This window comes from Haemophilus sp. THUN1691 (genome assembly GCF_059704425.1).
Genome location: NZ_AP046578.1, coordinates 1,336,842 through 1,362,613 on the forward strand (window position 1 = coordinate 1,336,842; position 25,772 = coordinate 1,362,613).

General features: G+C 37.4%; 20 protein-coding genes and 1 pseudogene. 14 read left to right on the top strand and 7 right to left on the bottom strand.

Annotated features, from left to right (window positions below):
• The 8 genes from AC6H0J_RS06335 to AC6H0J_RS06370 all read left to right on the top strand — a co-directional run bounded on the left by AC6H0J_RS06335 (position 1) and on the right by AC6H0J_RS06370 (position 5,833).
• Entirely contained in the window at positions 1 to 318 is a 318-nt protein-coding gene (locus AC6H0J_RS06335) for a hypothetical protein (protein WP_049372001.1), read from the top strand.
• Between the two features lie 251 nt (positions 319 to 569).
• The gene (locus AC6H0J_RS06340; protein ID WP_497513183.1) at positions 570 to 1,256 is read left to right on the top strand and encodes a hypothetical protein; all 687 of its coding nucleotides are present in this window, start codon (positions 570 to 572) and stop codon (positions 1,254 to 1,256) included.
• A gap of 86 nt (positions 1,257 to 1,342) precedes the next feature.
• Complete coding sequence (locus tag AC6H0J_RS06345) at positions 1,343 to 2,941, top strand: scabin-related ADP-ribosyltransferase (RefSeq protein ID WP_497513185.1); 1,599 nt, start codon at positions 1,343 to 1,345, stop codon at positions 2,939 to 2,941.
• 15 nt (positions 2,942 to 2,956) lie between these two features.
• Positions 2,957 to 3,376, top strand: a complete 420-nt coding sequence (locus tag AC6H0J_RS06350) for a hypothetical protein (protein WP_497513187.1) — start codon at positions 2,957 to 2,959, stop codon at positions 3,374 to 3,376.
• 487 nt (positions 3,377 to 3,863) lie between these two features.
• Positions 3,864 to 4,205 (top strand): stage III sporulation protein AF, encoded by a 342-nt coding sequence (locus AC6H0J_RS06355; RefSeq protein WP_497513188.1) that lies wholly within the window; start codon positions 3,864 to 3,866, stop codon positions 4,203 to 4,205.
• Between the two features lie 128 nt (positions 4,206 to 4,333).
• The gene (locus AC6H0J_RS06360; RefSeq protein ID WP_497513190.1) at positions 4,334 to 4,705 is read left to right on the top strand and encodes an SMI1/KNR4 family protein; all 372 of its coding nucleotides are present in this window, start codon (positions 4,334 to 4,336) and stop codon (positions 4,703 to 4,705) included.
• A gap of 1 nt (position 4,706) precedes the next feature.
• Positions 4,707 to 5,252 (top strand): RNA 2'-phosphotransferase, encoded by a 546-nt coding sequence (locus AC6H0J_RS06365; RefSeq protein ID WP_497513192.1) that lies wholly within the window; start codon positions 4,707 to 4,709, stop codon positions 5,250 to 5,252.
• 158 nt (positions 5,253 to 5,410) lie between these two features.
• Entirely contained in the window at positions 5,411 to 5,833 is a 423-nt protein-coding gene (locus tag AC6H0J_RS06370) for a hypothetical protein (protein WP_497513194.1), read from the top strand.
• Positions 5,834 to 6,029: 196 nt separating this feature from the next.
• Here AC6H0J_RS06370 and AC6H0J_RS06375 read toward each other — a convergent pair.
• Positions 6,030 to 7,984, bottom strand: a pseudogene (locus AC6H0J_RS06375) (site-specific recombinase).
• 293 nt (positions 7,985 to 8,277) lie between these two features.
• Between AC6H0J_RS06375 and pntA the strand changes: the two are divergent.
• Both pntA and pntB read left to right on the top strand, forming a co-directional pair.
• A complete protein-coding gene (gene pntA, locus AC6H0J_RS06380; protein ID WP_497513196.1) occupies positions 8,278 to 9,816 on the top strand; it encodes a Re/Si-specific NAD(P)(+) transhydrogenase subunit alpha in 1,539 nt (512 codons plus the stop codon).
• Positions 9,817 to 9,826: 10 nt separating this feature from the next.
• Positions 9,827 to 11,251 carry a Re/Si-specific NAD(P)(+) transhydrogenase subunit beta gene (gene pntB / locus AC6H0J_RS06385; protein ID WP_005637794.1) on the top strand — a complete coding sequence of 475 codons (1,425 nt, stop codon included), beginning with the start codon at positions 9,827 to 9,829 and terminating at the stop codon, positions 11,249 to 11,251.
• A 60-nt stretch (positions 11,252 to 11,311) separates the two neighbouring features.
• On the opposite strand, the gene AC6H0J_RS06390 is transcribed toward pntB, so the two are convergent.
• Entirely contained in the window at positions 11,312 to 12,229 is a 918-nt protein-coding gene (locus AC6H0J_RS06390; RefSeq protein ID WP_497513198.1) for a LysR family transcriptional regulator, read from the bottom strand.
• Between the two features lie 95 nt (positions 12,230 to 12,324).
• On the opposite strand from AC6H0J_RS06390, the gene topA reads away from it, so the two are divergent.
• A complete protein-coding gene (gene topA / locus AC6H0J_RS06395) occupies positions 12,325 to 14,931 on the top strand; it encodes a type I DNA topoisomerase (RefSeq protein ID WP_497513200.1) in 2,607 nt (868 codons plus the stop codon).
• Positions 14,932 to 15,002: 71 nt separating this feature from the next.
• On the opposite strand, the gene AC6H0J_RS06400 is transcribed toward topA, so the two are convergent.
• Entirely contained in the window at positions 15,003 to 15,587 is a 585-nt protein-coding gene (locus tag AC6H0J_RS06400) for an FMN-dependent NADH-azoreductase (protein WP_497513201.1), read from the bottom strand.
• 284 nt (positions 15,588 to 15,871) lie between these two features.
• Between AC6H0J_RS06400 and thrS the strand changes: the two genes are divergently transcribed.
• Positions 15,872 to 17,803: a threonine--tRNA ligase gene (gene thrS / locus AC6H0J_RS06405; RefSeq protein WP_497513203.1), complete on the top strand. Its 1,932-nt coding sequence runs from the start codon at positions 15,872 to 15,874 to the stop codon at positions 17,801 to 17,803.
• Positions 17,804 to 17,993: 190 nt separating this feature from the next.
• On the opposite strand, the gene AC6H0J_RS06410 is transcribed toward thrS, so the two are convergent.
• On the bottom strand, positions 17,994 to 18,203 hold the full coding sequence (locus AC6H0J_RS06410) for a TOBE domain-containing protein (RefSeq protein WP_046953151.1): 210 nt from the start codon (positions 18,201 to 18,203) through the stop codon (positions 17,994 to 17,996).
• A gap of 152 nt (positions 18,204 to 18,355) precedes the next feature.
• Between AC6H0J_RS06410 and AC6H0J_RS06415 the strand changes: the two genes are divergently transcribed.
• Positions 18,356 to 20,284 (top strand): YadA-like family protein, encoded by a 1,929-nt coding sequence (locus AC6H0J_RS06415; protein WP_497513205.1) that lies wholly within the window; start codon positions 18,356 to 18,358, stop codon positions 20,282 to 20,284.
• A gap of 239 nt (positions 20,285 to 20,523) precedes the next feature.
• On the opposite strand, the gene AC6H0J_RS06420 is transcribed toward AC6H0J_RS06415, so the two are convergent.
• The 3 genes from AC6H0J_RS06420 to AC6H0J_RS06430 all read right to left on the bottom strand — a co-directional run bounded on the left by AC6H0J_RS06420 (position 20,524) and on the right by AC6H0J_RS06430 (position 24,062).
• A complete protein-coding gene (locus AC6H0J_RS06420) occupies positions 20,524 to 20,853 on the bottom strand; it encodes a TusE/DsrC/DsvC family sulfur relay protein (protein WP_497513206.1) in 330 nt (109 codons plus the stop codon).
• Between the two features lies 1 nt (position 20,854).
• The gene (gene ttcA / locus AC6H0J_RS06425; RefSeq protein ID WP_497513208.1) at positions 20,855 to 21,796 is read right to left on the bottom strand and encodes a tRNA 2-thiocytidine(32) synthetase TtcA; all 942 of its coding nucleotides are present in this window, start codon (positions 21,794 to 21,796) and stop codon (positions 20,855 to 20,857) included.
• 541 nt (positions 21,797 to 22,337) lie between these two features.
• Entirely contained in the window at positions 22,338 to 24,062 is a 1,725-nt protein-coding gene (locus AC6H0J_RS06430; protein ID WP_497513210.1) for a YadA-like family protein, read from the bottom strand.
• Between the two features lie 368 nt (positions 24,063 to 24,430).
• Here AC6H0J_RS06430 and mukF point away from each other — a divergent pair, with 368 nt between their 5' ends.
• On the top strand, positions 24,431 to 25,765 hold the full coding sequence (gene mukF, locus AC6H0J_RS06435) for a chromosome partition protein MukF (RefSeq protein ID WP_497513212.1): 1,335 nt from the start codon (positions 24,431 to 24,433) through the stop codon (positions 25,763 to 25,765).
• The last annotated feature ends 7 nt before the right edge of the window (positions 25,766 to 25,772 follow it).

Genomic DNA, 25,772 nt, shown 5'->3' on the forward strand with positions numbered 1-25,772 from the left:
ATGAATAATACAAAATTAGTGATTCCAAGTTGTAATGATTTTATGGCTATTTATGGGTGTGATTGTGAAATAGATGATGTCATTCAGATTGCAAAGTTTGTTAATGGAGATGAGAGAGTTACTTTGAGTTTTGATCTTACAGTGAACTCTATTAGACTTCAGTCTTATAAAAATAATAGTGTTATATTTGATCTTTATAGAGAGGATTTATTGGAGCTTTATTTGGATGAAAATGGAGATTCTCTGTCATTTAAGTTATCTGACAACTTTGTTATAACAATAAATTTTTATCCAAAAATTAGTATTTTCATTAGATAGTAAGTATTTCTCAAATATACATTGAAGCCTATCAAGATTTCACTGGTAGGATTGAGGTTAGTTTATAATTATTTAATATATAATTTGGACTTGAGAGATATAAAGTGCGATCAATTTTTAAAGAGTTTTAAAACTTCTTAAAAACTGGCCGCACTTTTTGTATTTTCAAAGATGCTTATGTTAAGCAAACCTTATAATTTCACATTCAACTTAGCGTAGTAACCTTACTAAGCGGAAAACAAGTCAAAGTAATGGCGCCTCGTGTCTATGCAATGGAACAGAAAGGTGACTTAAATGGTGAAGGTGTGCTTCTTTCAGCAGGTCATGATGTGAAGGCGAAAGGCATTCAGGCTATTGCAGATGATAATCTCCATGTTCAGGCTGGACATGATGTTGATATCACAGCAGATACCAATCATTTCAAAAATAAGCGTGTGGAAACCAAGAAAACGTCAGGTGTATTCACAGGCGGCGGTATTGGCATTACTTTTGGTTCCAAATCAGAAAAACACGATTATGAGACAGAAGGTTGGACGCAGTCTGATGCACGTAGCACGCTAGGTTCAATGAATGGCAATATCAGGGTGAGTGCGTCATACAGTAAAGCGAAAGTGGATTATGCTCAAGTAAAAGAGCAAGCCGGCATTAGTGTGGGTGAGGATGGCATGGATGTCACCGTTCATCACCACACGCAATTAAATGGTGCGATTATTGAAAGTGATGCTGATGCAAGTAAAAACCGCTTTAAAACCCAATCAATCGCGACAACAGATATTGAAAATAAAAGTGAGATTAAAACCGAAAGTGCAAGCATTAGTGCAGGCAGTGGTGGAGTGAATCCAATGCAGGCGCTTAGCAGTGCCTTGAGCTTGCTTGGCAATAGTCATGAAAGTGAACATAGCCAAACCAAATCAGCTATCAGTGGCAACATTCAATAGATACCGAAACACCAGAAAATCTGACCGCACTTTCACGGGATACCAAAAATGCGAATCAACGTGTTGAAAAACAAGATTTACAGAAAGTGCAAGAACGCCAAGAAATGGCGAAGGTGATAGGCGACATCAGCAACAACGCGATTAATATTGCCACGTATAATGAGCGTGAGAAAATTAACAAGCTAGGGCTTGAGAAGTTTAAGCTGGAAGAGCAAGCAAAAGCCTTAAAGGGACAAGCGGGTAGTGAACAACAGCTTGCCGCCATTAAGCAACAGCTAACAAATGTTCAAGCCGAAATCACGAAAACGCAAGGTGAAATCGACCGCAGTTACGGCATTGGTAGTGAAAAAGGGATGGCGATTCGCGCCGTGACAGCGGCATTACAAGCAGCGGCACAAAACGATACCGCAGGCAGTCTTGTCGCACTGGCTTCACCTTATCTCAACAAAACCATCCACGAGATGACGGCGGGTGACACGGCAAAAGACAAAGCGACTAATCTTATGGCTCATGCCCTTCTTTCAGCAGTGGAGTTTCAAGTAACAGGCAAAGACCCATTGACGGGTGCAGTGGCAGGGGTAACTGGTGAGGCAACCGCTGAAATCATCGCGAGAGCTTATGGGAAACCGGTCAGTGAATTAACTGCAAATGAGAAGGAAAACATTAGTACGTTAAGTCAGTTGGCGGGCGGATTGGCTGCGGCATTGACGGCGAAAGCAAATGGCACCACAGCGGAACAAGGGGGTAATTTCCTTGCTGCCACCTCTGGAGCAGGGACAGCTAAAAGGGCGGTGGAGAATAATTACCTAAGTATTGCAGATGTTCAGAACCTCATTCGAGAACTGAGTAAAGCGCAAAAAGAGGGCCGTGATACTAAACCGATTTTAGAGAAATATAAAGGGATTAGTGAAGAGAATCGTCAGCAACTCATAGCGTGTAAGGGGAATGTGGCTTGTGAAACGGCACATTTACATGAAATGAACACAGGGGCTGAAGAGCTTGAGAGAAATTTAGGGTTCTTTAGTCGTATGACGGTGTATTATCCAAATGATTTAAATACAGCAAATCGTATTGCATTATCTAATTTAGTTGAAAGTGAGAATGCAGAAAGTTTTAGCAAGCTTTCGGATAAAACAAAATTTGGTTTGAATGCCATGGAGGCTGGTACAGCAATAGGTCTGGGGGCAGTAGCAGGTTCTGCAAAAGTTGGATTAAGCAACGTTAAGAGCTTAATTAATGGAAAAAATAAAGCTTATCCGACATCGGGAATGGATGGGTATAAGCGTACTAATGTTGGGGATGAGGATTATACATTTACTTATAGAGGAGACTCGAGAGATCCTAAAGAGATTTTCAAGGATGGATTTAAAACTAGGGGAAATAGTATGGATCTGCTGTTACATGCTATGGATAATACATCACCTCCGAGTAATTTAGTTTCTACTTCTATATCTCAAGGTGTTGCAATTAATTTTGCAACTAATTTTGGTATGCGAAACGGATATGTGTATGCAATTAAGCCTGTTGGAGGTATTGATATAAATAAAAAATTAGGAAGTTTAAGCCCATATCCTAGCGAGCAGGAGATTGCAATACCATATGGCATAAAACCTGTAAATATATTAGGCGTTACTCCAGTAGATAGTAATGGTAAACTTGGTAATTATAGTATTCTAAATAGATAGTAGGCGATATTAGTTATGACTGCACTTTTTAAAAAGGATCTGACATTAAAAATGTCTATTGATAACAGAATTATTAATAATGTTGATGTAAAGCTAGAAGAACTGCCAAATCATAAGTGTAAGTTTGTAATAAAACTAGATAGTGAAGTTGAAATAGTTAAAGATAATTTTTTTGAGTGTTTATCTTTTTTTAAACTTAATTATCCTAATGTTATTTTGTTTTGCAAAGGATATAAACTTAATGTATATCCATCTAGAATGTGTCTTCAAATGGGAATGGGACTTAAGGCATATGAAATGCATTTAGGTAAGCAATCAACCTTTAATAATCTGGTTGATATATTTGATTATGAAGAACATAATTTAGTTAACTCACTAGATTTGCAGCGAGAATATTATTTAAAGTGGATTAGTTCTCTTACCTCTAGTCATTGAATTGTAGAATATAATTTCAGTGCTATATAGCAATATCAATATAGAAACCGAAATACTGGAAAATTTGACCGCACTTTGATCTGCCCCCCTATGATAGCGCCAGCGTCCACGCTGGTGCTGCTTAATAGAAACATTGTGAATTTTACTCATAACCATCGGCAGAGCCAATATTCAAAATTCTTTGAATTTTTTGACCGCACTTTTAGTTGATAGGCACAAGCGAGGACGCTTGTGCCATCAAGGGGTTAAAATTAAAAGATGGGTATATTCGCAATCCAGAGATTATTAGAGTTTTAACTAAAGATGGCTCAAGAATAGAAGATTGGGAGAAAATGACTACGGAGTCAATAAAATTACCTAATGGACAGTCTAATCAGATCCATTTTTATAAAAACTCTAAAACAGGAAAAATTGATTATGAGACAAAAGATTTTAAAGTTAAGGGGGAAGTTAATGACTTTAAATTTAAAATGGAGGAAAGTAAGAGATGATATTGGAATCTAAAAAAACAGATTTTGAATTCAAAGTTGGTGAGGTGTATTTTGGTTTTGGATTGTTTATTAATTTATATTTAAATAAAATTTATGTATTAATAAGGAGGCCGTCAGACTTAACTCCTGTTTTAGAGGAGCTGTCTCAATTTAATGTAATAAATTCAAATGATATTTTAAATTGGGATAAAAGAATTGAAAGTAATGGATTGTATATAAACATTCAACCAATGGAATTAAATGATTTTGATTGGGAACTTTATCATAGCGGAGATGAAGAAATTAATAATATTTTTGAGGAAATATATAAAAATATTAAAGATAAGTATGGTGAATGATAATTTTTATAAAATATTAATAAATTAAATTCTATAACTTTATTTTATAGGGTTGATAAGAGTTGGTCTGCTAAGTTAGCGCATGGTTCCCTGTATGATCCAAAAGTTGTGAAATAAAGGAAGTAATTATGCAAACTAAATTTAATTTATATCCTAAAGAACAATTACCTGAAAAATTTAAATTTCCTCAGTCTTATATTGATTTATCGAGTAATATGGAAAAGATAAATGAATTGGAATATTTTCCTTGGTGGTTTGAGGATTCTGAGTTTGAGGATAATGTTTATCTTTATAGTAAGGCTATTGAAGAGCTTACAGGTGTGGCTGATTTAATTGCATTTGCTAGAGATGGCGATTGGGCAGCTTGTTTCAAATTAACGGATTACTCTGAAAATCCGAGAGTTTATGTTCATGATCTTGGTAATGAAGCCAATAAATATGAATGTAAGGATTTTGATGAGTGGTTAGCAGAAGAAATTAAAAGTGCAAAAGAGCATTAAAATGGACTATTTAAATTTAAGTAAAGAAGTTTCCTATGCGCTTCGTCATGCGCCATGGGAATATGAATTAGAACTGGATTCTGAAGGTTGGGTTTCTGTTGAACAATTAATTTCATCATTTAGAAATAGTGATGAAAAATGGAATACGTTAACCGAAGACGATTTAGTTAAAATGATCAACCTATCGGAAAAGAAAAGACATGAGATTAAAAATGGGAAAATAAGAGCTTTTTATGGTCATTCAATTCCAATGAAAATTTCTAAAGAAATTGGTTATCCACCAAAGTATTTATACCATGGGACGAGTATAAATTATTTAGATGATATTAAATTAAATGGATTGAAGCCGATGTCTCGTCAATATGTACATTTATCTGAGGATATTGAGACAGCAAAATTGGTCGGGGATAGAAAAAAAGGAGAGACAATTCTTTTGACTATTGATACAGAATTAGCTCAATCTAAAGGCATTAAGTTTTATATAGGTAATGAGAAAGTATGGTTATCAGATAGTATTCCACCTGAATTTATTAAAGATAACTTCTAAATGAAACCAATAAAGTGCGGTTAATTTTAAAAGAGTTTTAAAACTTCTCAAAAATTGACCGCACTTTTGTATTTTCAACGACTTATGTTAAGTGAGTTTTATAATTTCACATCCAACTTCGCGTAGTAACACTACCAAGCGGAAAACAAGTCAAAGTAATGTCACCTCGTGTCTATGCCATGGCACAGAAAGGCGACTTAAATGGCGAAGGCTCGTTGATTTCAGCGGATGTGATTGATTTACGGAGTAACCGTTTAACCAATAGCGGCACGATTGCAGGCCGTAAGCTTACGTTATTAAATACCGAAAGCTTATTCAACGCAGGCACTATTACGGGTGATAAAGTAGATATCAACACTACGAATAACTTCGATAATATCGGTGGTAAAGTGGAAGCTGAGCGCTCCCTCTTGGTGGATGTGGGTGGTGATTTAAATCACGAAAGTACCACGATGACGACAAAGGTGGGCTTATCTCATTTCCAACGTAGTGAAACGACACTGGCTCGTAAAGCGCTTTTCCATGTGAAAGGAGAAGATGGCCTGTTACAACTCTCATCAAATAATCTGAACCCCAGATAGCGCGCGTCTCCTGACGCGTGCTTGTATCGCTCTAAAAAATAAACAAACTGAAGTTGTGAATGAAAATAGTAAAATCATCATTAAATGAAATTGATATTTTAGGCACGCGTCAGGAGACGCGCGCCATCGTGGGGGATAGGATTCTAATCAAAGTACGGTCTTAAAATCTCTTAAAATTTGACCGCACTTAAGACGATTATTTATCTAATTGAACGGGAAGAAATAAACTCAATGGTCGTTTTTTCACAATTTGGCAAACTTCATGCCAAATTGGCCACCAGCTCTCAATTTCCGCATTCAAAGAACGCAGTGCAACCCAAAGTGTTAATGAAAAACTGACAATTAAATTCACTAAACCAATCAACAATACAAAACCAATGCATTGTAAAAGCAATGAGTAGGTGAATTGTCCGCTCACAGCAATATAGCCTACATTCGCAGATGAAAATGCCACATGACGAATATCTAACGGAAGGTGCGTTAAGTAACCTACCACACCCGTAAGACCAAGCAGCATACCAAAGCAAAGGTTACCGATAAGCGAGCCATAATTCTCATGCATATAATTCGCAAATTTAACGCGAGATTTCTCAGACATTAATTTTTTCAATAACGGATGTTGCGTTAAACGCATACGCATATTCAAATAATTGCTGCGGTTATCAAAATAACCCGAAATAATCCCTGAACAGAATAACCATACACCCGCAATGGCTGCAAACCATAAGGTTCCCGCAAAAGGATCAATACTATGCAACTGATAAGCGATTTGCTCGGAGTTCATCAACGGCTCACCTGTTTTATATTGGTAACCAAAAGCAATCAATGCAGCCAATCCCATCGCAATAAGTACATTGCCTAGCACCGCAATACTTTGAGAGCGAAATACATCCACTAATAATTGGGCTAATTTCATATTGACGCTTTTACCTTGAGGCGTTTTCTCAACAGCCTCAGCAAAACGGGCTGCAGTCATGGCTGGCTGTTTCGTCGCTACCGTAAAATGCAACATAAAGATCACCATAAAACCTAAGCCGTAATTTAAGCCTTCGGCAACCCCTTTCCAGACTTTGTCATCAATAATGCTACCTAGATAGATTTTAAATAGCGCCATCAGTGCAATTAATACACCACCACCTGCAGCAGAATAAAACATTGCCCAGTACTCTTTTTTATCTCGCGTAATGTAATGCTCGCCGTGGTCACCCGCATTTTGGGTAATGCTACGTGAAATTAATTTTGAGCTTTGTTTCCATAATCGGGTGATACTATGTTTTTCTGCTGCTGCGCGGGCAAAACAGCCAGTTAATAACAATATTCGGCGTGGTAAATAGCGATTTGAAACAAAAATCGCCATCAAGGTTTCTAATCGTTCTAAGGTCTGAGAAAGACGCTCCAATAAATAAGCCGTATTTAAAGAAGAGCCCATCATTGCTCCACGTTTTTGCAAACGTTCAACCAGTCTTTTACATTGGCTAAACATTACCTGTAAATGACTATCATCAAAAACGGTTGATTGGCGGCGCGCCTGTAACCAATTCACCACTTCATGGTGCAATGCGACAAAAGGGGAATCAGCATTCAACAGAGAGGGCTCCATTCGCATCAGATCAGGGTCCATATCTTCAGCCGCAATCCAAATTGAAAGCATCTCTATGGCAAATATCCCTTCACTTTCAATATGATTTTTTAAACGTTCACGATCTTTTTGTTCTGTATAACGGGTTAAAACGCCAAATACGCCTCGCCATGTTTTTAAGGGAACGGCATCAATCCAGCACGCATCATTTTTATCGCTAAACAATAAATAAAAAATATCACGTAAATCATTAATATCTTTAAAAGAGGGGTTAAAACGCTCATAAATACGCGTTTTCATTTCTTGCCCAAACCGCCACGTGTAAGAATACCGCTACTAATAAACAAGGGATAAAGGCGTAAACCACATAACCAACCACATAATAATTTCGAAACAGAACAGCCTAATTCTTTGTCGTTCTTTAAGATAAACTTAAATAGATGTAAGGTTGGAGAAATTTTTTCTGTAGGGCTACTACGTAATAATTGACACAGCCCTTCCACAAGACCAAAGGCATCATTTTCCTCGACTTTATTACGCAAAAATTGCGGTAAAGTATCTGGTTTTATCATGCTTTTCTCCTTCAATCGTTTATATTCAAAGGGCAAATATTATACAGATCTATTAGAAAAAATAAAAATGAGAGGAAAAGTTAACTGTGCGGTAAATTTTTGAGATGTTTTTTATGTGGGATTTTTCGTGATCCCTATCACAATATCTTGTAAAACCACTTAAAAACGTTACCTATTTTCATTCAATCAATGATACAGTTGTATCCGTTTGACTTTTTGTCATTTTAACGATGAATAGGCGAAGGTTTGTTCATTAATCTCATCAACCCAATCATCAATCAGAGGGAAACAGTATGTTAATTGGTGTACCTAGAGAGCTGCTTGAGAATGAGAGCCGTGTGGCGGCAACGCCGAAAACGGTTCAGCAAATATTTAAATTGGGCTTTGACGTGATCGTGGAACACGATGCAGGTTTTAAAGCTAGTTTTGAAGATCAAGCATTTTTAGAAGCAGGCGCGAAGATCGGTACGTCGGCTGAAATTTGGCAATCGGATATTATCTTCAAAGTAAATGCACCGACAGATGAAGAAATCGCTCAAATGAAGGAAGGCGCAACGCTTGTGAGCTTTATTTGGCGTATGCAAAATCCTGAGTTAATGAAAAAACTCACCGCGAAGAAAATTAATGTGTTAGCAATGGATGCGGTGCCTCGTATTTCTCGTGCGCAAGCATTGGATGCGCTTTCTTCTATGGCGAATATTTCTGGTTATCGTGCTGTGATTGAAGCTGCGCATGAATTCGGTAGCTTCTTTACTGGGCAAATTACTGCGGCAGGTAAAGTTCCACCAGCAAAAGTGTTGGTGATTGGTGCTGGTGTGGCTGGTTTGGCGGCAATTGGTGCAGCAAATAGCCTTGGGGCGATTGTTCGTGCTTTTGACTCTCGTCCTGAAGTGAAAGAGCAAGTTCAAAGTATGGGTGCAAGCTTCTTAGAAATTGATTTTAAAGAAGAAGGCGGCAGTGGTGATGGTTATGCGAAAGTAATGTCGGAAGAATTTAACCGTCGTGCAATGGAGCTTTACGCAGAACAAGCTAAAGAAGTCGATATTATTATTACTACGGCAGCCATTCCGGGTAAACCAGCGCCTCGTTTAATCACCAAAGAAATGGTGGATTCAATGAAACCAGGTTCGGTGATTGTGGATTTAGCCGCTGCAACTGGCGGTAACTGTGAATATACACAAGCAGGGAAAGTTGTTACAACTGAAAATCAAGTGAAAGTGATTGGTTATACAGATTTCCCAAGCCGTTTACCAACGCAATCTTCTCAACTTTATGGCACAAACTTAGTCAATTTATTAAAACTTTTGTGCAAAGAGAAAGATGGCAAGATCAATATTGATTTTGAAGATGTGGTTCTTCGTGGTGTAACCGTTGTTCGTGATGGGGAAGAAATTCCACCAGCACAAATTCAAGTGTCTGCACAACCAAAACAAGAAACCAAAGCTACACCAGTGGCAGAGAAAAAAGAATCTAAACCAACAGATCCTCGTGTGAAATACGGTGTGATGGCAGGTATTGGCGTGTTATTCCTTTGGTTAGCTTCTGTTGCGCCCGCTGCATTTTTATCACATTTCACCGTATTTGTTTTAGCTTGTGTGGTGGGTTATTACGTGGTTTGGAATGTTAGCCATGCACTTCACACACCATTAATGGCAGTAACAAATGCAATTTCAGGCATTATTATTGTAGGGGCGTTATTACAAATTCGTCAGCCAACAGGCAATCTATTTATCGATGCGTTAGCTTTTGTGGCGATTTTGGTGGCAAGCATCAATATTTTTGGTGGCTTCCGTGTCACACAACGTATGTTAGCAATGTTTAGAAAAGGTTAAGGAGCGCACAATGTCTGAAGGTTTAGTACAGGCTGCGTATATTTTAGCAGCATTACTTTTCATTATGAGCTTGGCAGGACTTTCTAAACATGAAACTGCTAAAGCGGGTTGTTGGTTCGGTATTGTTGGTATGACAATTGCCCTTATCGCAACCATTTTTGGACCTCATTCTGAAGGAACATTTTGGATCATTATTGCAATGATCATCGGTGGTGCAATCGGTGTTCAACGTGCATTAAAAGTAGAAATGACTGAAATGCCAGAACTTGTGGCAATTCTTCACAGTTTCGTCGGTTTAGCAGCTGTGCTTGTAGGTTTTAATAGTTATGGTTTACACCATGAGGCGTTAATGCCAGAAGGATTAGATGCAGCAGCACAAGCCGCATTTGTAGCAGAGCAAGCAGTATTAACGAATATTCATAATGTTGAAGTATTTTTAGGTATCTTTATCGGTGCAGTAACTTTCACTGGTTCTGTTGTTGCATTTGGTAAATTAAGCGGAAAAATTAATTCAAAAGCATTAATGTTGCCACATCGCCATAAATTAAATTTAGCCGCACTTGTGGTATCTGCATTATTGATGGTTGCATTCTTAAATAATCCAGAAAGCATTTTCCCTGTGTTATTAATGACAGCGATTGCGCTTGCATTTGGATGGCACTTAGTGGCATCAATCGGTGGAGCAGATATGCCAGTTGTGGTATCAATGCTTAACTCATATTCTGGTTGGGCAGCGGCTGCAGCAGGTTTTATGTTGAATAATGATTTGCTCATCGTAACTGGCGCACTTGTTGGTTCTTCTGGTGCAATCCTTTCTTACATCATGTGTAAAGCAATGAACCGTTCATTTGTGAGCGTAATTGCAGGTGGTTTTGGTAACGATGTTCAAGTTTCTTCAAGCGAAGAACAAGGTGAACACCGTGAAACTACGGCAGAAGAAGTGGCTGAATTGTTGAAAAATGCAAGTTCTGTGATTATCACGCCAGGATATGGTATGGCTGTTGCACAAGCACAATATCCCGTCGCTGATATTACAGCAAAATTGCGTGAACGTGGTGTGAACGTTCGTTTTGGTATTCACCCTGTTGCAGGACGTTTACCGGGACACATGAACGTGCTTTTAGCTGAAGCAAAAGTGCCTTACGATGTCGTACTTGAAATGGATGAAATCAATGATGATTTCGCTGATACCGATGTGGTATTGGTTATCGGTGCGAACGATACGGTAAACCCAGCTGCGATGGAAGATCCAAATAGTCCAATCGCGGGAATGCCTGTGTTGGAAGTATGGAAAGCACAAAATGTGATTGTGTTCAAACGTTCAATGGCTGTGGGGTATGCTGGCGTACAAAACCCATTATTCTTCAAAGAGAATACACAAATGCTCTTTGGTGATGCAAAAGATCGTGTTGAAGACATCTTAAAAGCATTATAAAAACACGCATAAAAATAACCGCACTTGGGGTTGCCTAAGTGCGGTATTTTTTTATAGCGTTTAGTGACTATCTTTAGGATTTTCCAAAATTTCTGAACACAAGCCTAAGCCAGATAAAAATTCAATAAATGCCCGCACTTTTATTGGTAAATGTCTTCTATTCGGATAGACCACATGAATTTCTAATTTTTGTTGTTTATATTCTGGTAATATTTCAATCAGTTCACCTTTTTCGAGAGATTGACCAATAATAAATCTAGGTAAATTCACAATGCCTAGTCCTGCTTTTGCCATTTCTAATAAGGCTAAACCACTATTGCTTACAACCTTTGATTGGATTTTGAAACGCTGTGTTTGATTTATGTGTGAGCCAACCCAATTTACGTGATTCATTGCATTTTTATAAAGTAAGCCATTGTGATGTTCTAAATCATCAGGTGTTTGTGGGATGCCATTTGCCTCAAGATAGCTTGGTGATGCCACAAAGTGTAGCGTATTTGTGCTGATTTTGCGTGATACAAGAGAACTGTCCGCCATATGGCCGATACGTAATGCAAGATCATAGCCCTCTGTCACAAGGTCAATTTTTTTGTCATTAAACTCAATTTCAACATGCAGATTGGGATGTTCAGCAATAAATAGCGGTAAATTCGGTACGATGAAAAGTAAACCAAAATCACGAGGAACAGAAATAAGTAAATTTCCTTGTAATGAGCTAGTGAGGTGAGTGATGCTAGAATCTGCTTCATCTAAATCAAGCAAAATTCCTTGACAGCGTTGGTAATACATCATCCCCGCCTCAGTAGGCATAATTTTTCTGGTGGTACGTTGTAACAATCGTGTTTTTAAATGTTCTTCTAACTGTGAAACTAATTTGCTTGCCATCGCCACAGAAATATTTTGTTGCTTTGCTGCCAATGTAAAACTTTGGGTTTCAATGACTTTGCAGAAAATAGAAATCGCGTTGAGTTTATCCATTTATAACCCTTTTTTCAAAAAGTACTTGATTTTGCCTACATAACTTTGCACTATACCGCCAATTTTACAAAATACTAGTGATATTAGGTAATCAAATGAGTAAATCCTTGGTGATTGTGGAGTCGCCGGCAAAAGCAAAGACCATCAATAAATATTTAGGTAGCCAATATGTGGTGAAATCTAGTGTTGGACATATTCGTGATTTGCCGACGGTTGGTTCTAGTACAGGTGAAAAAGCTAAACCAATTTCAACCAAAGGTATGGATGCTGAAGAAAAAGCAAAGATTAAGGCAGAGAAGGAACGTAATGTCTTAGTTAAACGTATGGGGATTGATCCTTATCACGATTGGAAAGCAAATTATCAGATTTTGCCTGGTAAAGAAAAAGTAGTTTCCGAATTAAAATCGCTTGCTAAAAAAGCAGATCATATTTATCTCGCAACCGACTTGGATAGAGAAGGGGAAGCGATTGCATGGCATTTACGCGAGGTGATTGGTGGCGATGATGAGCGATTTAGCCGTGTAGTGTTTAACGAAATCACTAAAAATGCCATTAAACAGGCTTTTGAAAAGCCTGAACAATTAAATATGGATCGTGTTAATGCTCAACAAACTCGTCGCTTTTTAGATAGAGTAGTGGGCTTTATGGTATCTCCGCTACTTTGGAAAAAAGTTGCTCGCGGGCTTTCTGCTGGTCGAGTTCAATCGGTTGCGGTTAAATTATTAGTAGAACGCGAGCGTGAAATTAAAGCCTTCCAGCCTGAAGAATATTGGGAAGTTGCCGTCCTTACGAATAATCAAAATAAACAAGCTATACGCTTGGACGTAACGGATTATAAAGGCAAGAAATTTGATCCAAAAAATCAAAAAGAAGCGCAAAGTGCGGTAGATTTTCTGAATATTTCCGATTACGTTGTCACAGATTTAGAAACTAAGCCAACAAGTTCTCGCCCTCGTGCACCATTTATTACGTCAACGCTTCAACAAACTGCAAGTACTCGCTTGGGATTTGGTGTTAAGAAGACAATGATGTTAGCCCAACGTTTATATGAAGCGGGTTACATTACTTATATGCGTACGGATTCAACCAATTTGAGTCAAGATGCGCTTAATATGGCACGTAGCTATATTGAAAATCATTTTGGTGCACAATATTTACCAGAAAAACCAAATTTCTATTCTAGTAAAGAAAATGCGCAAGAGGCGCACGAGGCTATTCGCCCATCAGATATTCGAGCATTGCCTGAATCCTTAGAGGGAATGGAAAAAGATGCGGTACGCCTTTATGATTTAATTTGGCGTCAATTCTTAGCATGTCAAATGCCACCTGCACAATATGATAGCAGTACATTGACTGTGTCAGCAGGTGATTATACCTTGAAAGCAAAAGGCCGAATTTTACGTTTTGATGGTTGGACAAAAGTATTGCCACAAATAGGCAAAAATCCTGAAGATCAAGAATTGCCTTCAGTTGCTGTTTCGGAAAAACTTGTTTTAAAAGAAGTGCAACCAACCCAACACTTTACTAAACCACCCGCTCGTTTTACTGAAGCAGCTTTAGTAAAAGAATTGGAAAAACGTGGTATTGGCCGTCCTTCCACTTATGCGGCAATTATTTCCACCATTCAAGAACGTGGTTATGTTCGTACTGAAAATCGTCGTTTCTATGCAGAAAAGATGGGCGAAATTGTGACTGATCGCCTCAATGAATCTTTTGGCGAATTAATGAATTATGATTTCACCGCGAATATGGAAGATACCTTAGATAAAATTGCCTCTGGTTCAGTGAATTGGAAAACTGAATTAAATCAATTCTTTAAGGATTTTTCTAGCCAGCTTTCTAAAGCTGAATTGGATGAACTTGAAGGTGGCATGCGCCCAAATAGCCTTGTGGAAACCGATATTAAATGCCCAACCTGTGGCAGAAATATGGCAATTCGTACGGCAAGCACAGGGGTGTTTTTAGGATGTACAGGTTATGCATTGCCGCCAAAAGAGCGATGCAAAACGACGATTAATTTAATTCCCGAAGCGGAATTATTGAACGTTTTAGATGAATCTTCAGAAACCAAAGCATTAATGGATCGTAAACGTTGTACAAAATGTGGAACGGCAATGGACAGCTATGTCATCGATGCCCATCGTAAAATCCATATTTGCGGTAATAATCCAAATTGTGATGGATATTTGATTGAAGAAGGCTCATTCAAAATTAAAGGTTATGATGGCCCTGTTGTTGAGTGTGATAAGTGCGGTGCAGATATGCATTTAAAACTTGGTCGTTTTGGCAAGTATATGGGATGTACAAATTGTGATAACACGCGCAAAATTTTGAAAAATGGCGAAGTCGCACCACCTAAAGAAGAGCCAGTGCATTTCCCTGAGTTAAAATGTGAAAAATCTGATGCATATTTTGTATTGCGTGATGGTGCGAGTGGTGTATTTATGTCAGCACATAACTTCCCGAAATCCCGCGAAACACGCCCAGTTAAAATCGCTGAACTTGTGCAATATCGCGAGCGTTTGCCTGAAAAATTAGCTTATTTAGCAGATGCACCACAAAAAGACCCAGAAGGGAATGAAGCGATTGTTCGTTTTAGTCGTAAAGAGAAGAAACAATATGTGACTTCTGAAAAAGATGGAAAAGCGACGAAATGGATTGTTGATTTCACCAATGGAAAATGGGTTGAACGGAAAAAATAAGAAGAAAAGTGCGGTAAATCACCGCACTTTTTTGTAATAAACCTTCCTATGTTTTGTAGGTTATCTGAGGATTAAAGGGCTGCTACAATTTCATTAATTTTATTTTTTGCAGAAGCTTGGGCTTTTTCAATTGCTTCTGGTCCGAATCCAATGCCTTGTGCATAAACAAATTGCACATCTGTGATACCGATAAAACCTAAAATTGATTTCATATATTGCGTTACTAAATTTTCTTCATCATACAACCCGCCAAATGCACATAACACAATGGCATTTTTGCCTTTTAATAAGCCTTCTGGTCCATTTGCCGTATATTGGAAAGTGACGCGTGGACGTGCGATAAAATCAAAATAAGTTTTTAATTGTGTTGGGATGCCAAGATTATACATTGGTGCGCCAATAACTAAAGTCTCTGCATTTTTTAATTCGGAGACTAATTCATCGGAAAGGGCAAGAAGTTGTTTTTCTTCATTATTTTTAGGTTCACCACGTACAGCTGTTGCTGCTTTGGCATCAAAATATGGAAGTGGTTGTTGGGCTAGATCGCGTACGATAATGTTATTACTTTGTAATTTTTCGATAACATAATCAGCCAATTGATTGGTCTGGGAGTTATTTCCTGAAATGCTAGATTTTAATACTAATACGTTGCTCATTTTTATTCCTTAACTGAGTATTTAAAAGTGCGGTTATTCTAGCCTTTATTTTTAGGATATAAAGCCCCTAGCCAGAAAAACATTATTTCCTTTCTGTAAAATATGTGCATTTATTTAACAATACCTTAAGAAAGTGATAGAATTCGCCATGCATTTTTTGCCTAATTTCGCTCGTTCAATGGTAGGAATGAAGCCAAGTAGGGCAAAAGTGCGGTTAATTTTTATAGAATTTTAAACGAACACGTCACCTTTCGTATGGGTGACCACTGTATAAGGAAAAAACAATGCCAATTATTACTTTACCTGACGGTTCCCAACGTCAATTCGATCATCCTGTTTCTGTTCTTGAAGTCGCACAAGATATTGGTGCGGGTCTTGCTAAAGCCACTATCGCTGGCCGTGTAAATGGTGAGCGTCGTGATGCATGCGATGTTATCGAGCAAGATGCAACGTTAGAAATTATTACTGCAAAAGATGAAGATGGTTTAGAGATTATCCGTCATTCTTGTGCTCACTTGCTCGGACACGCTATTAAACAATTATTCCCAGATGTAAAAATGGCAATCGGTCCAACTATTGAAAACGGTTTCTACTATGACATTGATTTAGACCGCTCTTTAACGCAAGAAGATTTAGATGCAATCGAAAAACGTATGTTGGAATTGGCAAAAACCAATTATGACGTCGTGAAAAAACGTGTTACTTGGCAAGAAGCGCGTGATACCTTTGAAAAACGCGGCGAGCCATACAAAATGGCAATTTTAGATGAAAACATTGAACGTACTGCCACGCCTGCGTTATATCATCATTTAGAATATATTGATATGTGCCGTGGCCCACACGTGCCAAATATGCGTTTCTGTCAGCATTTCAAATTACAAAAAGTTGCTGGTGCGTACTGGCGTGGTGACAGTAAAAACAAAATGTTACAACGTATCTATGGTACGGCTTGGGCGGATAAAAAACAACTTGCTGAATACTTAACACGTTTAGAAGAAGCGGCAAAACGTGACCACCGTAAAATTGGTAAAGCATTAGATTTATATCATATGCAAGAAGAAGCGCCAGGTATGGTGTTCTGGCACAATGATGGCTGGACAATTTTCCGTGAACTTGAAACTTTTGTGCGTACTAAATTAAAACAATACGATTATCAAGAAGTGAAAGGTCCGTTCATGATGGATCGCGTGTTGTGGGAAAAAACAGGTCACTGGCAAAATTACGCAGATTTAATGTTCACAACTCAATCTGAAAACCGTGAATATGCAATTAAACCGATGAACTGCCCAGGACACGTTCAAATCTTTAACCAAGGTTTGAAATCTTACCGTGATTTACCAATCCGTATGGCGGAATTTGGTTCTTGTCACCGTAATGAACCATCAGGCTCTTTACACGGTTTAATGCGTGTACGTGGCTTTACTCAAGATGATGCGCACATTTTCTGTACTGAAGATCAAATTGAGAGCGAAGTAACTAGCTGTATCAAAATGGTGTACGATATTTATAGCACCTTTGGTTTCACTAATATCGCAGTAAAACTTTCTACTCGCCCTGAAAATCGTATCGGTTCAGATGAAATGTGGGATCGTGCGGAAGCAGGTCTTGCAGCTGCATTAGCGCATAACGGTCTTGAATATGAAATTCAAGAAGGTGAAGGTGCATTCTATGGTCCTAAAATTGAATTCGCATTACGTGATAGCATTGGCCGTGAATGGCAATGTGGTACCGTGCAATTAGACTTCGCATTACCGGGTCGTTTAGATGCAACTTATGTGGCTGAAGACAATAGCCGTAAAACCCCTGTCATGATTCACCGTGCGATTTTAGGTTCTATTGAGCGTTTCATTGGTATCATTACCGAAGAATATGCAGGTTTCTTCCCAGCATGGTTAGCTCCAACCCAAGCAGTTGTGATGAATATAACTGACAGTCAAGCTGACTATGTGCAGAAAGTAGCAAAACAGCTTTCCGATGTAGGTTTACGCGTGAAAACTGATTTACGCAACGAAAAAGTGGGCTTCAAAATCCGTGAACATACTTTACGTCGTGTGCCTTATATGCTTGTTTGCGGTGATAAAGAAATCGCAGAAGGCAAAGTGGCTGTACGTACCCGTAAAGGTGCTGATTTAGGTACATTTACTGTGGAAGAATTTGCGGAAATCTTGAAAAATCAAGTAAGAAGTCGTGAATTAAAGTTATTGAATGAAGAGTAATACTTTTCGAAAATAACCAATATAATTTACTGTTTAAACAGTGAATTCAATTTAACGGTGAGCGTTTAAGCGATCACCGTTATTTTTTGTCTTTACTTTATAACAGAGTAGTTTAATGCTGAAATCAAAGTATAAAAAAACCGCACTTTTAAAAGTGCGGTTATATTCAATTCTGTTTTTATGGAAGAAATTATTCTACCCCAACCATTACAGAAGTTGCTTTGATGATTGCGTATGCTTCTTTACCAACTTCTAAGTTTAGTTCTTTAACTGCTGCTAAAGACACGGTAGAAGAAAGCACGTTACCGCCACCGATATCAATGTGAACGATTGCATTTACTGAACCCTTTTCGATTGAAACAACTTTACCTTTTAATTGGTTTCTTGCACTAATTTTCATAACATTTCCTTGTTAGTTAGGGTTTAAAATTATACTGATTTTATAGTTTTTTAAAAAAAACACAAGAAAATTTAGGAATTACTTCAAAAGACTTGTTTTATAACATTAAATACTATACAATGTCAGCCTCTTATTAAACCATAGAGGTAACTATGAATAAAATTTTTAAAACCGTTGTAAATAAAACAACAAAACAATCTACTGTAGCTTCTGAGCTTGCTAAGGGGCACGGAAAGTTAAAGAATACTTTTAAAGCTGCTGTGCTAAGTATTGCTTTATCTTTAGGATTGTCTTCATCTTCTTTCGCTGAGAGTAATCCTGCCTTAGATAACTTGGTTACAATTTTAAACCCTGTTGATGCTGAAGCAGCTAAATTGACACAAAAACTGTCAGGTTATATGGGTGACAGCAATAAGAAAAAACCAGATAATATTGCTGCTTTACTTGATCAAGCAGGTGAGTCAATTGAAAGATTTGATCTCACTTCTTACAAAGAGAAAGTAAATGAGATCATTGCTGCAATTGATAAAGCAAATGCTAATACACCTGAGGCTTCTCAACCATCAAATACTCCTTCAACACCTGCAGCAGACAATCCTTCTGCAGACCTGTTGAAAAAAATGTATGATGAAATGAACAAGGGTGGGTTAACTGAAGAAACTCGTGCAAAAGCACAAGAATTATTAGGTAAACTTATTCAAACAGCAGATCCGCTTGTTATCAATAATTCAGGTGAAAAAACTGTAGCTGAAGGTAAAGGTACTGTATCTGTTGCAGGTGCTACAGCAATTGATGATGAAGATACCCAAGGTGCATTTTCTAATTTAGCTGTTGGTCCACGTTCTTTTGTAAACAAAAATGGTCAAGTGGCTGTAGGTGTTGAAGCAAATGATAATACTCGTCATTTAACAGGCCTAACAAATATCGGTTATAGAAGTACATCGGTTGGTTACCGTGCTAATGCTGTAGATACAGATAGCGTAGCATTAGGTTCAAATAGTTGGGGTATCGGTCATAAATCAACATCGGTTGGTTCTGAAGCGTCAGCTTATGCTGCTGGAGCAACAGCTTTAGGTAGCAATACTTTAGCTTATTCTAATTATTCATTAGCGATTGGTTTCGGTGCTGCGGCTGGTATTGATAAATCATCTAAAGAGTTAATTGAATTAAATAAATTATATTCAGGTGTTGATGAAAATGGCAAACAAGTAGAAGGCTCTTTATTCTCATTAGCAGCTAAACATAACTTAAACGAAGAGCAAATGTATAAAATTAAGTCTCTAGGTTATGGTCCAGATAAGTATAATTTAGGAATGCTTTCAACAGATAATTTGGTAGCTCGTTTTGAAGACTTCCCAGATGAAATTAAAACAGTTTTAACTCAATTAAATACACTTTCTAAAGAAGTGATTAAACAAGAAGAGAAAATGCGTGGAGCTATCGCTATCGGTCGTGAAACTTTATCTTATGGTGAAAATTCTGTAGCATTAGGTAACGAGATTAGAACAGCATTAAAAAATTCTGTTATTTTAGGTAATAAATCAGACGGTTCTACTACTGCTACTGCTTCTGCTAAATCACAGGAATTAAATGGCGAAACTCATACATTTGCTGGTACTCCGTCTGAAGAAAACGGTGTAGTAAGTGTTGGTGCTAAAGACAAAGAACGTCAAATTAAGCACGTTGCTCCAGGTGAAATTTCTGAAGTATCTACAGATGCAGTGAATGGTTCTCAATTGTATTCATTATTTGTGAAGTCAAATACTGGTGTTGGTTCTATTGCTAATAAAGTTTCTAAGTTAGAAGGTCGTATTGGTAATGTAGAGAAACAAATTTCTCACAACAGAACTGAAGCGAGAAGTGGTATCGCTGGTGCAGCTGCAATTGCTGGATTACCTGAAATCCATGTTAATGGTAAATCTATGGTATCTGTTGCAGCAAGTAACTTTAAAAATCAAAATGCTATTGCAGTAGGTTATACTAAACTTAATGACAAAGGTAATTTGAAATTTAAATTATCTGGTGCAGCAACCACTAATAGTGATGTAATTACTACTATCGGCGTAGGTTACGCTTGGTAATTATAAATAAATAAAAAAAGGGCATTTTTGCCCTTTTTTTATATTGAATTATTTAATAACATCAACAATTTTATAAGTTTTTTCCTCGCTAAAGGTATTTACGTGATCTACGATTCCGTTATAGTACTTATAAAATATTTTCTTTTCTTATTATTCTTGAATTGTAAATTCAACCAAAAAGAAAAACGCTTAATCTAAAAGACTAAGCGTTTAAAACTTTCAAAAAATTGACCGCACTTTTATAGGCATTTTGCAGGTTTCGGTAATCCTGCTAATTTTGTGGCTTGTTTTGCTGGGCCTTCAGGAAATAAGCGTTGCAAATAACGACTGTTACCTTTATCCGCACCAAGCTTTTCAGTCATGGCTTTTACCAACATACGAATGGCAGGGGAGGTGTTATATTCTTGATAAAAGTCTCTCACAAAGTAAATCACTTCCCAATGGGCATCTGTTAATTCAATATTTTCTAACTGCGCAATAGCGTGAGCGATATTTTCGTTCCATTGTTGGCTATTAAGCAAATAACCATCTTTGTCAGTTTCAACTTCAATTCCATTGATATTCAACATATTAATTTACTTCTTTAAAGTTAATCATTTCGTTGTTTGAAAAATCGGTTTGATCTTCGTCCTCAAATTGCATTGGCGTGATTCGTTCTTCATCAAATGCGGTATCGCCTTCAATGCCATCAATTATTTGCCCATGCTTGATTCCTTTGAAATCAAATAATTTCGGATCACACATATGTGACAATGTAATGTTTTGCATTGCGCTAAACATGGTTTCTAAGCGTCCCGGATATTGGCGATCCCAAGTATTGAGCATTTCTTTCACCACTTGGCGTTGAAGATTGGGTTGTGAGCCACATAGATTACAAGGAATAATCGGAAATTCTTTCGCGATGGCATATTTTTCAATATCTTTTTCTTTACAATAAGCAAGCGGACGAATCACAATTTGTTTGCCATCATCAGAAATTAATTTAGGCGGCATGGATTTCATTTTGCCGCCATAAAACATATTTAAAAATAGCGTCGCTAACATATCGTCTCGGTGGTGTCCTAAAGCGATTTTGGTTGCACCAAGTTCTGTGGCGGTACGATATAAAATTCCACGGCGTAGGCGAGAGCAGAGCGAACACGTTGTTTTTCCCTCAGGAATTTTTTCTTTCACAATTCCGTAAGTATTTTCTTGTACAATTTTATAATTGACGCCAATACTTTCCAAATATTCAGGCAATACGTGCTCAGGGAAACCTGGTTGTTTTTGATCAAGGTTCACCGCCACAATATCAAATTTAATCGGCGCGCTTTGCTGTAAATTCAACAAAATATCGAGAAGCGTATAACTGTCTTTGCCTCCAGATAAACATACCATGACTTTATCGCCATCTTCGATCATACTAAAATCTGCAATAGCGTTGCCTACGTTACGGCGAAGACGTTTCTGTAATTTATTGAAATTATAGGTTTGTTTTTTTTCTTGTTGGGCTAACTGGGTTAATTCGCTCATTTTGTTATCTTTAGTTATTCATGAAAGACACACATTATACGTGAAAAATAGTAAAAGTGCGGTCAATTCAAGAGAAGATTTTTAAGAACCGCAAAAAATCCTGTACAATCTTTCCGAATTTTCTTTGAATTTACCTACCTAAGGTTTGGTTTTCTTACTAGCTATTGTAATTGAATGCTTTATGAATTAGAAATGATTTATTGGTAAAGTCCTTTGTTATGTATTTAAGCCTATAACATTTAGCCTAATAGAGCATTTTATTACGCAAGAAGTATATAATGAATCATTAAATTTTTGCTGATGAAAGAAATTTATTAAAAGCAGTCGATTAATGTTCAAATTATTCTGACTTAAAATAAATATCTCTTCACAAGAATTAACTAAAAATGTTTAATATAAATTATTATGATGATTATTTTTGTTAGCGCATTCGTTTGCGTGGCTTATATTATAATAAGTGCGGTTAAATTTTTAATTATTTTAAGAAGAGAAAAAGAGCCACAATTTTGTGGCTCTTTATTATTTTGAGATTTAAATCAGATTACCATTCATAACCTACACCAGCCCCCACAGTCCACTGACCACGAGTATCTGTTGCACCATTTACGTTTGATGACCAATGTCCATTGTCAGAGTTACGAGACGCTTTGATTGCAATCGCACTTTCACCACTGTGATGGGCAACCCCAGTTGATACCATGGCTCTACCGTCTTTACGTGCAGATGGAGCTGATGCAATCGCTGCAACGCCTGCAATACCTGCGCGAGATTTACGGTCAAAGTCATTAACTTTCTTATTTAAAGTATTAATTGCTTTAGTGTTGTTAGCCATATCACTTTTCACTTTATTTAACTGTGAAACATTCACTGCATCGTTATCATTTTCACCATTTGCAACGTTGATCACTTTTTTGTTACCTGCATTCATTCCATTTTGATCAATTTTGATACTGGAATTATTAATGGTATAAGAATTTGCTTTGATGTCTTTTTTGGTACTAACTTTATAGGTTTTTACTTGGTTAGCATCATCGTGAGTTTCTACATCAATGTTATCGCCAGCTTCTAGTTTCGCACCCGAAGAGAGAGTACTAATATTGTCAATAAGTTTTTTGTTTTTGCCAACTTGTTCTGCAATCATATAAAGTTGAGAACCGTTGATTGCATCGGTAGAAGTGGCTGAAATCTTACCTGCACCAACATTAATAATTTGGCGTGTATGTGGCGTAACTGTGATTTTACGATCAAGTCCGTTTATGTTATCTGGTACCGTATATGTTTCACTTTTGTCTGAACCAACAGAAACAACGGATAAAGGATCGTGACCAGCAAAACCACTATACGTGATACCGTTAACAGTTGCCTCATTTTCTTGTGTCGCTTCACGAGTAATGGTGCCTGATCCTAAAGCAACAGAATTATCATCTTTTGCATAAGCGTCTTTAGATAAAGCTAAGCTTTTTTTACCTGTAGATGTTGCTGATGAACCAATAGCAATAGCATCGTCAGCACTAGCTTTAGCTTCGGGACCAATTGCAATAGCCTCAGTTGCTGTGGCTTGAGCGGAGTAACCAATTGCAATTGGGCTTAATATTTTAGAGTTATTTTCTTTTTCGGCAGGTCCTGCTTGAGATCCTGTACCAAGTGCAATTGCAGCAAAACCATTTGAGGTAGCGTCACTACCGACAGCCATAGAATTTGCACCATTTACATGATTGTATAGACCTAGAGCCAAGTTTTCATCACCTAAGACAGTATTGTTGATACCAAGCGCAACTCCTGATTGTGTATTCTTATCTGTAACAATATCTTTCGCTGGTATTTTATTGTTGCTATCGGAGCCTTGTTCGGGTTGGGCACCAACCATGTTACTGGCACCGAATGCCATAGAACTATTTGAATAAACTTTGTTCGCATAACCAAAACTTTGTGATTGTGATCCATAAACATCGTTTTTGTTACCGACCGCACTAGCGTAAAAACCTTTTACTACATTTTGGTTACCAATAGCTGAACTAGACCCTTTACTTTTTTCTTGAGAGTAGTGAAGACGCATTTCTTCTGACTCAGGAATTGAATAGATTTGGTTTTGCTGACCAACTGCAGTATGGCCAGGGCCTTTAACATTAGTTGCTTCTATTTTGTTTGCATTATCAGGATCATCTATTGTCGTGACATTCAAAATCTTTCCATCAGTAGCATTTACTACAGCTACATTTAATCCCAAAATTAATACTGTCATCGCATTAATTCTAAAGTTTCTCATAATTTCCTCCTTATTAGATTGTTAGAATATTCGTATTTATTACGTATATTTCAGTGGTTTAATATTAATATGATTAAATATAGAATATTGAAAATAATTTTCTATTATCTATATATTCGGAGTATTATAGTTTATTTTTTCATCATATAGAAGTGGGCAACTAAGACAATTTTATAAAGAAATGTAAATTTGATTAAATTGGCTTATAAAAAATAAAATTATTTTTCTTTTTTAGTGAATATAACTATAAGTTTGAATAACAAGTCTAAATAAAAAGTGCGGTCAATTTACAAGAAGATTTCAAGCACGACAAAAAATCCTGTATAATCTCAAAAATTTTTTGTTCAATTTTAAGCTTTTGTAACCGAATGATCGAAACATCACAAACCATTCCTGAACTCGTCTCATGGGCGAAAGAGCGGGAATTTTCGTTAAATCTGCCGACAGAGCGTTTGGTATTTTTATTGGCCATTGCCATTTACAACAACGAACGTTTAGACGGTGAAATGCTAGAAGCTGATTTAGTGGATATTTTCCGCCATACAGCCAATGCCTTTGACCAATCAACGGATGCGATTGCTACCCGTGCTAATAATGCCATCAATGAATTGGTGAAACAGCGTTTTCTCAATCGTTTTAGTAGTGAATTCACTGAAGGGCTTTCCATTTATCGTCTCACCCCACTGGGTGTTGGCGTATCAGATTATTATATTCGTCAGCGTGAATTTTCTGCATTGCGTCTTTCTGTACAGCTTTCTATTGTGGCTGATGAAATTCAGCGTGCATCTGATGCAGCAGAAGAAGGTACAGCAAAAGGGGAGAATGAGCACTTTTGGCGCCGGAATGTTTTCGCTCCGTTAAAATATTCAGTAGCAGAGATTTTCGACAGTATCGATTTATCACAACGTGTGATGGATGAAAATCAGCAAAGCATTAAAGAAGAAATTGCCAATTTACTTACCAAAGACTGGCAGGCGGCAATTTCTAGCTGTGAACGTTTATTAGATGAAACCTCAGGCAATTTACGTGAGTTACAAGATACTTTAAATGCAGCAGGTGATAAGTTACAGGCACAATTATTACGTATTCAAGATTGTGTAATTGGCCATGATGAGCTGTATTTTATTGAACAATTAATTACTGATTTACAATCCAAGCTTGACCGCATTATTAGCTGGGGACAACAAGCCATCGATTTATGGATTGGTTATGACCGTCACGTGCATAAATTTATCCGTACCGCCATTGATATGGATAAAAACCGTGTATTCTCACAACGCTTGCGTAATTCTATCCACAGTTATTTCGATCATCCCTGGTTCTTGTGGACAGCTCAAGCGGAACGTTTGGTCGATCTGCGTGATGAAGAAATGGCATTACGTGAAGATGATGCATTGGGTGAATTACCTGAAGAATTGCAATATGAATCTTTGGCTGATTTACATGATCAAATCGTTGAACATATGCAAGGCTTGCTAATTCAATATCGTGAAAATAATCGTCCAATCGATTTAAGTTTGGTCTTAAAAGAACAATTAGAGGCTTATCCACTTTCTCGTCATTTTGATGTGGCGCGTATTATTGTGGATCAAGCAGTGCGTTTAGGTATGGCAAATGATGATTTAGCCGGTATTTATCCGCAATGGCAGGAAATTAATGATTACGGCGCAGAAGTGCAAGCGCATGTGATTGATAAATATTAATTCCGTG

Excerpts from the sequence above, each read along its gene's own strand:
- AC6H0J_RS06340 (WP_497513183.1), top strand. The coding sequence starts at position 570 with ATGGCGCCTCGTGTCTATGCAATGGAACAGAAAGGTGACTTAAATGGT.
- ttcA (WP_497513208.1), bottom strand. The coding sequence starts at position 21,796 with ATGAGCGAATTAACCCAGTTAGCCCAACAAGAAAAAAAACAAACCTAT.
- mukF (WP_497513212.1), top strand. The coding sequence starts at position 24,431 with ATGATCGAAACATCACAAACCATTCCTGAACTCGTCTCATGGGCGAAA.
- thrS (WP_497513203.1), top strand. The coding sequence starts at position 15,872 with ATGCCAATTATTACTTTACCTGACGGTTCCCAACGTCAATTCGATCAT.
- AC6H0J_RS06350 (WP_497513187.1), top strand. The coding sequence starts at position 2,957 with ATGACTGCACTTTTTAAAAAGGATCTGACATTAAAAATGTCTATTGAT.
- topA (WP_497513200.1), top strand. The coding sequence starts at position 12,325 with ATGAGTAAATCCTTGGTGATTGTGGAGTCGCCGGCAAAAGCAAAGACC.
- pntB (WP_005637794.1), top strand. The coding sequence starts at position 9,827 with ATGTCTGAAGGTTTAGTACAGGCTGCGTATATTTTAGCAGCATTACTT.
- AC6H0J_RS06335 (WP_049372001.1), top strand. The coding sequence starts at position 1 with ATGAATAATACAAAATTAGTGATTCCAAGTTGTAATGATTTTATGGCT.
- pntA (WP_497513196.1), top strand. The coding sequence starts at position 8,278 with ATGTTAATTGGTGTACCTAGAGAGCTGCTTGAGAATGAGAGCCGTGTG.
- AC6H0J_RS06360 (WP_497513190.1), top strand. The coding sequence starts at position 4,334 with ATGCAAACTAAATTTAATTTATATCCTAAAGAACAATTACCTGAAAAA.
- AC6H0J_RS06415 (WP_497513205.1), top strand. The coding sequence starts at position 18,356 with ATGAATAAAATTTTTAAAACCGTTGTAAATAAAACAACAAAACAATCT.
- AC6H0J_RS06420 (WP_497513206.1), bottom strand. The coding sequence starts at position 20,853 with ATGTTGAATATCAATGGAATTGAAGTTGAAACTGACAAAGATGGTTAT.
- AC6H0J_RS06410 (WP_046953151.1), bottom strand. The coding sequence starts at position 18,203 with ATGAAAATTAGTGCAAGAAACCAATTAAAAGGTAAAGTTGTTTCAATC.
- AC6H0J_RS06370 (WP_497513194.1), top strand. The coding sequence starts at position 5,411 with ATGTCACCTCGTGTCTATGCCATGGCACAGAAAGGCGACTTAAATGGC.
- AC6H0J_RS06400 (WP_497513201.1), bottom strand. The coding sequence starts at position 15,587 with ATGAGCAACGTATTAGTATTAAAATCTAGCATTTCAGGAAATAACTCC.
- AC6H0J_RS06365 (WP_497513192.1), top strand. The coding sequence starts at position 4,707 with ATGGACTATTTAAATTTAAGTAAAGAAGTTTCCTATGCGCTTCGTCAT.
- AC6H0J_RS06390 (WP_497513198.1), bottom strand. The coding sequence starts at position 12,229 with ATGGATAAACTCAACGCGATTTCTATTTTCTGCAAAGTCATTGAAACC.
- AC6H0J_RS06355 (WP_497513188.1), top strand. The coding sequence starts at position 3,864 with ATGATATTGGAATCTAAAAAAACAGATTTTGAATTCAAAGTTGGTGAG.
- AC6H0J_RS06430 (WP_497513210.1), bottom strand. The coding sequence starts at position 24,062 with ATGAGAAACTTTAGAATTAATGCGATGACAGTATTAATTTTGGGATTA.